The sequence below is a fragment of the Solilutibacter silvestris genome (assembly GCF_050574925.1).
GTDB lineage: Bacteria > Pseudomonadota > Gammaproteobacteria > Xanthomonadales > Xanthomonadaceae > Solilutibacter > Solilutibacter silvestris_A.
This window is the reverse complement of sequence record NZ_JBCMOO010000004.1, coordinates 183,136-191,230: the sequence shown is the minus strand read 5'-3', so window position 1 is coordinate 191,230 and position 8,095 is coordinate 183,136. Positions and strand designations below refer to the sequence as shown.

The following is an 8,095-nucleotide window of genomic DNA, read 5'->3' as shown; positions in this document are numbered from 1 at the left end:
GTCCGCAGCATGCCGACGTTGAGGCCCTGCCAGGTCAGCTGTTCGTCCGCACCTTGCAGCACCAGGTTGCCGTTGGCCACGTTGACGTACTGGCTTTCCCGGCTCTGGCCCAGGCCTGCCTTGCCGCCCAGGGTCATCCCCAGCTGGCTCAGCGACGAACGGAAGAGACCCAGACCATTCCCGGTAAAGACGGCGACCATACAAATTCCCCTTTGATAAACAGACCGGTGCCGAATCGGGCACCGCATATCCGATCTATCCGGGGGAACCGGGGAAATGTTTAATCGGCCTGTCTGGCGGCCCCACCTGGGGCCTCATCGACCCGCCGGAATTCAAGCGAAAGCCATGACGGGCTATCCTCCGCCATCCCCTCACGAGACCCGACGATGCTTGCAACGCTGTCCGCCCTGCCCGATTCGCTGCAAGCGATCCTTCTCGGAATCATCGAAGGCATCACCGAATTCCTGCCGATCTCCAGCACGGGACACCTGCTGGTCGCCGAGCACTGGCTGGGCGCGCGCAGCGAACTGTTCAACATCGCGATCCAGGCCGGCGCCATCCTTGCCGTCGTCTTCATCTACTGGCGCAAGCTGTGGGCACTGGCGTTGGCCTTCCTCGGCCGCCGCGACATGATCGATCCCGACACCGGCACTCTCCTGCAAGTCGGCGAAGCCCGCGCCTATGTATTGAAGTTGCTCGGCGCATTCGCGGTAACCGCCGTCGGCGGCCTGCTGGTGAAGAAGCTCGGCTGGGAATTGCCCAAGGAAATCCACCCGATCGCCTGGGCCTTCATCATCGGCGCGGTGTGGATGATCGTTGCCGAACAACTGGCTGCCCGTCGCGCCCTCGCCACCGGTGAGCGCACCGAAGTGTCATGGACGACCGCCGTCCTGGTCGGCATCGCGCAAGTCGTCGCTGGCGTGTTCCCGGGCACTTCGCGCTCGGCCACCACCATCTTCATCGCCCTGCTGACCGGCACCACTTCGCGCGCCGCCGCCACCGAATTCGCCTTCTTGGTCGGCATCCCGACCATGTTCGCCGCCACCGGCTACGATCTGCTAAAGGTGTTCAAGAACGGCGAAGCGATGCACGAGGACTGGTCGTCGCTGGGCATCGCCTTCGTGGTCTCGATGATCACCGCCTTCATCGCCGTGAAATGGTTGTTGCGTTATATCCGCAGCCACCGCTTCACCGCCTTCGCGGTGTACCGCATCGTGCTGGGTGTCGCGCTGTTGTTGCTGTTGCCCGCCACTGCCTGAGGAGTTTGATCATGACGAAACTGTCCCCCATCGTCCCCGCCCTGCTCACCTGCGCGCTGGCCGCCTGCGCCGGCACCGGCTCTTCCGACAAGGCGACGTCGCAGCAGCAGACGCAAGCGACATCGCAGGCCGTCGACGCCACGCAATTGCCGCGCTACCACTGGAAGCTGCAGGATGCGCGCGCCAGCGACGGCAAGCGCATCGATGCATTGTTCGCACGCGAGGACAAGCCGCTGACGCTGGATTTCCACGACGGCAATGTGTCCGTCCGCAATGCCTGCAACGGCATCGGCGGCAGCTACAAGCTGGAAGGCGACACGCTGACCTTCGGCCCGATGATGGGCACGATGATGGCCTGCGCCGACCCCAAGCTGACCGCGCTCGACGGCGCCGTCACCACGCGCTTGAACGGCAAGTCGCAGGTCGCGCTCGCCGCCGGGGCATCTCCGTCGTTGAAGATCACGCTCGCCAGTGGCGACGTGCTCAGCTTCACCGGCGAGGAGACCGCGGAAACGAAATATGGCGGCCCCGGCAAGCAGACCTTCCTGGAAGTCGCCCCGCAGCGCGTCGCCTGCAGCCATCCGCTGATCCCCAACCATCAGTGCCTCAACGTGCGTGAGGTTGTCTACGGCGACAACGGCGTCAAGACATCGACCGGCCAGTGGCGTCCGCTGTACGAGGAGATCGAGGGCTACAGCTTCCAGCCCGGCACGCGCAACGTGCTGCGGCTGAAGCAGTTCGAGCGCAAGAACGTGCCGGCCGATGCCTCGCGCACGGTGTACGTGCTGGACATGGTGGTGGAATCGGAATTGGTGTCGCCCGCGAAGGGCTGATCGCCAATTACGCGTGCAGCGAGTAGGTCGCGTAGATCGCGACTTCGTCCAGCACGTGCCCGTGCATCGCGCGCTGCGCGTCGGCCGCGGTGAACGATGCAGGTGCATTGAGCTTGTCCACGTCCAGCGCATATAACCGGAAGAAATAGCGATGCGTGCGCAGGTCGTTCGGCGGCGGATAGGGGCCGTCGTAGCCGTGGTACTGCCCGCGCATGCCGCCGGCATCGCCGGCGAACCAGCCGGTGTAATCGTTCAAACCTTCGCGCATGCCCGCGCCATCGCGCGATGATTTTCCGCCTTTGGTCACGCCGTCGCTGGCGCTGCCCGCGGCGATTTCATCCACATCTGCCGGAATATCGATCACCGCCCAGTGGACGAAGTCGCCACGCGGATGCTCGACCGGGATTTCCACGCCTTCCTTGCCGGCCAGCGAGGCATCGGTCGGTGCATCGGTATCGATGCACAACAGGGCGAACGATTTCGTGCCCGCGGGCGCATCGCTCCACGCCAGGTGCGGATTGCGATTGCCGCCGAACCCGTCGGGGACTCCCATCGCAAACTCGGGCCGGATCGCGCCGCGATGTTCGAAACTGTCGCTGGTGATTTTCATGCCGGATCTCCGTCGTCGTCACGGGCAGTCTGCCCCAAGCCGCGTTCGTTGGCGATGACCCGTTCGGCGATCCAGCGCTCGCCATAGCCATGCATCGCCCAATCCTCGATGAAGCCGCAGTGGCCGCCGTGCTCCGCCAGTTCCAGGCGCACGTTCGCCTGCTGCGCCAGCGCATCGAAATCGGCCAACGGCACCACCGGATCATCCGCCGCCATCAGCGCGTCGACCGGTACGCCGCTCGCGCCCAGGGCCGCGACATCGACGTGATACGCGCTGAAATAGGCATCCAGCGATCCATAGTCGGTATGCGCTTCGACCATCCACGCCGTCAGCGCGCGCAGCGGCAATTTCAGGATCGCGTCGGCAAAGCCGTGGCGCTGCGGAAACAGTTCGCGTTTGCGCCGCAATGATCGCCGCCATTCCTGTTCGAAATGGCGGATATAGGGCCACCATCCGGCCTCCATCGCGTCCATGGTGCGCGCTGGATCGAGTGGCGGACAGACCGCCAGCGCCTGCACCACCGGCAACCCGGTCGAACGCGCGTGTATGGCCGTGCGCAGGGCGAAATTGCCGCCCAGCGAAAATCCCGCGATCACCAATCGCGCCGGCTGCCAGTGCGCCATCGCATCCGACGCTGCATTGAGCACGTCCTCGATGCGGCCGGAATGGAACATCTCCTCGTTGAGATGGTAGGTGTCGCCGTGATCGCGGAAATTCAGGCGCAGCACCGTGAATCCGGCGTCCAGCAACAATGCCGCGCTCAAGCGCATGTAATTGGAATCGATGCTGCCTTCCCAGCCATGCAGCAACAGCACCAGGGTATCGGAACGCGATGCGCGTGGCCGGCTGTAGATGCCCTGCAAGCGCGCATCGCCGCCAGCCGCCAAGGTCACTTCCTCGTGCGTGGCGTCGCAACGCGCGAGTTCGCGGCGGGCGAGTCGACCACGTCGGAAGCCGCTGCCGAGGAATGTCTGGAGATGACGGTTGCCCAGGCCGCGCGCAGGCCGAAATGCGCTGGTAACGGGGTTGGCGACCCGGCTCACGATCCGTGCAGCGCGCCGCCAATGCGTTCGCGCGCCAGTTCGGCGATGCGGCGACGGCCTTCGGCCTCGCCCGGCAGGATCGGCGTGAGATAGATCACGTCGACCGTGCGCGCGGGCTCACCCAGCAATCGCCAGAAGTTCTGCGCGAAGCTCTCGCGCTTGGCGAACGCCACGATGGTCTGGGCATCGCCGCCCGTGCCGTAGCACAGGGCCACCGGCTGCACCGCCACGTCCGCTTCGACCGATGCGTAGAACAAGCGTGCGTGGAACGGCCCGAGCTCGCGACCGTCGCGGGTGCCGCCTTCCGGGAAGGCGCCGACCGAATGGCCTTCGCGCAAGCGTTCCACCATCTGCTGCAACACGTCGCCCAGCGATTCCTGGCTGCCGCGCTGGTGGAAGATGGTCTGCCCCTTCTTGGCCATCCAGCCCACCACTGGCCAGCCGGCGATCTCGCGCTTGGCGACGAAGCCCATCATCCGCGTGCTGTGGAGGACCACGATGTCGGTCCAGCTGACGTGATTGGCGACGAACAGCACCGGATCCGGCAATTGGGCGCCACTGGCGCGCACGTCCAGCCCGTAGATGCGCAACAGCCAGCGCGACCACCAGCGCACCGCGCGATGATCGATGCGGACGCCGCCGATGGTTTTTTCGCCCCACGGTTCCGCCATCAGCAGGATCGCGATCGGCAGATCGACGACGGCGTGCCAGATCAGCAAGGGGATGCGCCAGATGTAGCGCAGGGCGCGGCGGAACGGAGAATTCATCCGCATTAGGTTAACGGGTTACAGAAGGAAGCGGGCGCGATTGCTCGCGCCCGCCTCTCGACACTCCTTGTCTTCTTACTCCCTCAGCGGAGCTTCGGCCGGACAAAGCTGCATCCTGCAGCCCCTCCCGAGTCCGGCCGTCGCCCTCATGGACAACTCCCCGCTCATAGACAAATAACGGATTCCGATCGCAAAACCCGACATCGGCTTGCCCGGACGGCCCCGATGGACGCAGAATCAATGGGATGAAGCGGTCCGACCCCCCAGCCGATGGCCTCCGGGACGGTCCGCTCGCAGGGGGAGGCTCGGGATGGCCGGACGTCTATGCGGCAGCCTATGAGGACCTGAAGCGGGCGGCCCATCTGCAACTGCGCCGCTCTTCCCGCGCCTTCGATACCACGGCCCTGGTCAACGAGACCTTCCTCAAGCTCTCGAGCGAGGGCGCACTCAAGCCCGAAGATCGCCGCCAGCTGCTGGCCCTGTCCGCGCGCGCGATGCGCCATGTCCTGGTGGACGAGGTGCGCCGGCTGCACGCCGGCAAGCGCAATGGCGAACAGGTCACGCTGGTCACCCAGATCGGCGGCCCGGACCCGGCCTTCGGCGTGCTGGAAGTGGACGAGATGCTGGCGACCCTGGCCCAGGCCGATCCACGCGCCGCCTCGGTGGTGGAGTTGCGTTGCTTCGGCGGCTACACCGAGGAGGAGATCGCCGAGTTGCTGGTGATCACCACCCGCACCGTGCAGCGTGACTGGCGCAAGGCCCGCGCCTTCCTGATCGCGCAACTGGCCAACGAATGACCACGAACGCCAGCCGCCTGCAACGCGCGCTGGCGCTGTTCGAGGCGGTGGCCGACCTGCCCGCCGACGAACGCAAGCGCCAGCTGGACGAGGCCTGCACCGACGATCCCGAACTGCGCAGGACGGTCGAAGCCATGCTGCTGGCGGACCGTACCGCCGACAGCCTGCCGACCGAACCCTCGGCATGGCTCGATGGAAGCTCGTCGCCACCGGTGGACGACAACGAAGACATTTCCGCGCTGCGTTTCGGGCCCTGGCAGGTCACCGGTGTACTCGGCCGCGGCGGCATGGGCGCGGTGTATCGCGTCGAACGCGCCGATGGCGCCTACCAGCAAAGCGCGGCGCTCAAGCGCATCCGCATGGGGCTGGATACCGGCGACGCGCAGCAACGCTTCCTGCGCGAACGCCAGATCCTTGCAACGCTGCGCCATCCCAACATCGCGCGCCTGATCGACGGCGGCGTCGCCGGTGAAACCCCCTACTTCGCCATGGAGCTGGTCGAGGGCGAACGCATCGACCGCTGGTGCGACGCCCGCAAGCTCAACCTGCGCGATCGCGCGCAACTGTTCCTGCAGGTGCTGGATGCTGTGAGCGAGGCGCATCGCAACCTGATCGTCCATCGCGACCTCAAGCCATCCAACGTGCTGGTCGATGATGGTGGCCAGGCCCATTTGCTCGACTTCGGCATCGCCCAACTACTCGAGGAAGACGCAGACGCGACCCAGACGCAACATCGCGCCTTCACTCCCGATTTCGCTTCGCCCGAACAACTGCGCGCCGAACCGGTCACCACCGCGTCCGACGTCTACCAGCTTGGCGTGATGCTCTACCTGCTGATCTGCGGCCGCCATCCGTTCGGAATGGAAGCCGACACGCCCTGGCATCGCAAGATCGCCTTGCTCGATCGTCCCGCGATCCCGCCGTCGCGCGCGCTCGATGGCAATGCCGCGGCCGAACGCGGCGGAACACAAAAGACCCTGTCGAAACAGATTTCCGGCGATCTCGAAGCCATCCTGCTGCGGGCGATCGCACGGGTGCCGAGCGCGCGCTATCCCTCCGTCGATGCCTTCCGCAGCGACCTGCGCGCATGGCTGGATGGGTATCGCGTGCAGGCGCGCCTGCCCAGCCGCAGCGAACGCCTGATGCGGATGATCCGCCGCAACCGCCTGCTGTTCGCCGCGGGCACGGCGGTGATCGCGGCACTCACCGTCGGCCTTGGCGTCGCCCTGCTGGAGGCACGGCGCGCGCATCGCAGCGAAACCGTCGCCCTGCAGCAGCAATCGTTGGCGGAACACAATGCGCGGCAGTCCGCGGCGATCCAGGAAACCTTCGAACGCATGCTGATGCACGCGATGGCGGTGGACGGCGGCCGCAAGACCACCGTGCGCGAAATGGCCGATGGCGCCATGCGCAGCGTCGATACCAAATCCGGGCGCGGGGACGAAGCCCGCATCTCGCTGCTACTCGATCTCATCCACGTCTATACCGTTGCCGGCCAGAAGGACGGCGCGCGCGAAATGCTGCAGAAGGTGCGCCCGCAGGCGATGGCGATGGCCGCGGAACAGCCGGTGTTCGCCTACCGCATCAAGGCGCTGGAAGCCGACCTGCTGGAGGAAACCGACCCGGACAAGATCCCGCGTTATCGCGATGCGTATGCATTCGCCGGGAAGTGGATCGGCAAGGCCGACGAATCATCGTTCGAGAGCGTCCGGACCTCGATCATCAATTACCTGTATTCGCTCGACTGGCGCGGCATGTCGATCGAGCAGAATGCCATTGCCAGCCAAATCCATGCGATGACCCTCGCACGTTATGGCGAACAGAACCCGCGCACGGTCCAGATGGCCATGTCGCATGCGCGCGCACTGGCCGCCATTGGCCGCCATCGCGATGCGGACCGCATGCTGCAGCAGCAATTGGTCTTGACCTCCAGCCATTTCGGCGCCAGCGGGCAACTCGCCATCAGCTCGCAATCCATGTTGATCGGCAACGAGATTTCAATCGACGGTCGCTGGCCGCGCGCCGAATCCGAGATCCACGACCTGTTGCAGAAGTACCGCGATCGTCGCGCCGATGTTCTCGGCGTACACAAAGTGAAATCGCGGATCATGCTGGTTCGCCTGCTGCAGCGGGAACGCAGGGACACCGAAGCCCGTACGGAACTGGCACGCATCGAATCGGATCTCGCGATGGCGATGGGCGACGATATCGACGAGATGCATCTCGACCTGCTGGTGCTTCAGTCCGAACAGGCCTGGAACGAAGGGAATGCATCGAAGTCGCTCGAGCACGCCGAGGCCGGACTGCTGATCCCGTGGAAGCCGCTCGCATTCGACGACGCCTCTTCCCACACCGCCGCACTGTTCTCGGCTGCACGCGCCCAGGCGGCGCTGGGTCGGTGCAAGGCCGCGACGCGCCGGGTCGCCGAGGCCTTGCAGATTCGTGCAGGCTTCACCCAGCGACTGGATTTCACCTCGGACTGGACGCGGGCTGCGGACATCGAGCGCGTTTGCAGCCAACCTGATGCCGCGTTGAAACTCGCGCGCCTTGCTTCCGGCAACGTGTCACGCCTGTCGGAGCCCGACAGCTGGCGCATCGGCACCGTCCAGCTTGCGCTCGCGCGCGCGCTGGTCGCAGCCAACCAGCCTGGAAGCGCATCCGCCTATCAACGCGCGGATACCGCATTCGCGCGCCTGGTTCCCGCGACGCACCCATATCGCGTGGCGATTGCCACGGAATACAAGACGGTCGACCTGCCGCACACCAGTGAAGCCCCGTGGTGATGC

Annotated in this window: 8 protein-coding genes; 4 read left to right on the top strand and 4 right to left on the bottom strand. The window is 65.5% G+C overall.

Annotated features, from left to right (window positions below; genetic code table 11):
- On the bottom strand, positions 1–200 hold a 200-nt coding region (locus ABE093_RS10210), incomplete at its 3' end, for a hypothetical protein (RefSeq protein ID WP_430760780.1).
- A 207-nt stretch (positions 201–407) separates the two neighbouring features.
- Between ABE093_RS10210 and ABE093_RS10205 the strand changes: the two genes are divergently transcribed.
- Both ABE093_RS10205 and ABE093_RS10200 read left to right on the top strand, forming a co-directional pair.
- Entirely contained in the window at positions 408–1,259 is an 852-nt protein-coding gene (locus tag ABE093_RS10205; protein WP_430760789.1) for an undecaprenyl-diphosphate phosphatase, read from the top strand.
- An 11-nt stretch (positions 1,260–1,270) separates the two neighbouring features.
- The gene (locus tag ABE093_RS10200; protein WP_430760779.1) at positions 1,271–2,092 is read left to right on the top strand and encodes a DUF4377 domain-containing protein; all 822 of its coding nucleotides are present in this window, start codon (positions 1,271–1,273) and stop codon (positions 2,090–2,092) included.
- Between the two features lie 7 nt (positions 2,093–2,099).
- Here ABE093_RS10200 and ABE093_RS10195 read toward each other — a convergent pair whose 3' ends face one another.
- The 3 genes from ABE093_RS10195 to ABE093_RS10185 are packed head-to-tail and all read right to left on the bottom strand — an operon-like array spanning position 2,100 to position 4,518.
- Positions 2,100–2,702 carry a YbhB/YbcL family Raf kinase inhibitor-like protein gene (locus ABE093_RS10195; RefSeq protein WP_430760778.1) on the bottom strand — a complete coding sequence of 201 codons (603 nt, stop codon included), beginning with the start codon at positions 2,700–2,702 and terminating at the stop codon, positions 2,100–2,102.
- Positions 2,699–3,745 (bottom strand): YheT family hydrolase, encoded by a 1,047-nt coding sequence (locus tag ABE093_RS10190; RefSeq protein ID WP_430760777.1) that lies wholly within the window; start codon positions 3,743–3,745, stop codon positions 2,699–2,701. The genes ABE093_RS10195 and ABE093_RS10190 overlap by 4 nt, the downstream gene beginning before the upstream one ends.
- Complete coding sequence (locus tag ABE093_RS10185; RefSeq protein WP_430760776.1) at positions 3,742–4,518, bottom strand: lysophospholipid acyltransferase family protein; 777 nt, start codon at positions 4,516–4,518, stop codon at positions 3,742–3,744. The genes ABE093_RS10190 and ABE093_RS10185 overlap by 4 nt, the downstream gene beginning before the upstream one ends.
- Positions 4,519–4,757: 239 nt before the next feature.
- Between ABE093_RS10185 and ABE093_RS10180 the strand changes: the two genes are divergently transcribed.
- Entirely contained in the window at positions 4,758–5,309 is a 552-nt protein-coding gene (locus tag ABE093_RS10180; protein ID WP_430760775.1) for an ECF-type sigma factor, read from the top strand.
- A complete protein-coding gene (locus ABE093_RS10175) occupies positions 5,306–8,092 on the top strand; it encodes a serine/threonine protein kinase (protein ID WP_430760774.1) in 2,787 nt (928 codons plus the stop codon). Before ABE093_RS10180 ends, ABE093_RS10175 begins: the two co-directional genes overlap by 4 nt.
- Positions 8,093–8,095: the final 3 nt, after the last annotated feature.

What these genes read in the sequence shown, in the direction of transcription:
- ABE093_RS10200 (WP_430760779.1), top strand. Translation starts at nt 1,271, where the DNA reads ATGACGAAACTGTCCCCCATCGTCCCCGCCCTGCTCACCTGCGCGCTG.
- ABE093_RS10195 (WP_430760778.1), bottom strand. Translation starts at nt 2,702, where the DNA reads ATGAAAATCACCAGCGACAGTTTCGAACATCGCGGCGCGATCCGGCCC.
- ABE093_RS10185 (WP_430760776.1), bottom strand. Translation starts at nt 4,518, where the DNA reads ATGCGGATGAATTCTCCGTTCCGCCGCGCCCTGCGCTACATCTGGCGC.
- ABE093_RS10180 (WP_430760775.1), top strand. Translation starts at nt 4,758, where the DNA reads ATGAAGCGGTCCGACCCCCCAGCCGATGGCCTCCGGGACGGTCCGCTC.
- ABE093_RS10175 (WP_430760774.1), top strand. Translation starts at nt 5,306, where the DNA reads ATGACCACGAACGCCAGCCGCCTGCAACGCGCGCTGGCGCTGTTCGAG.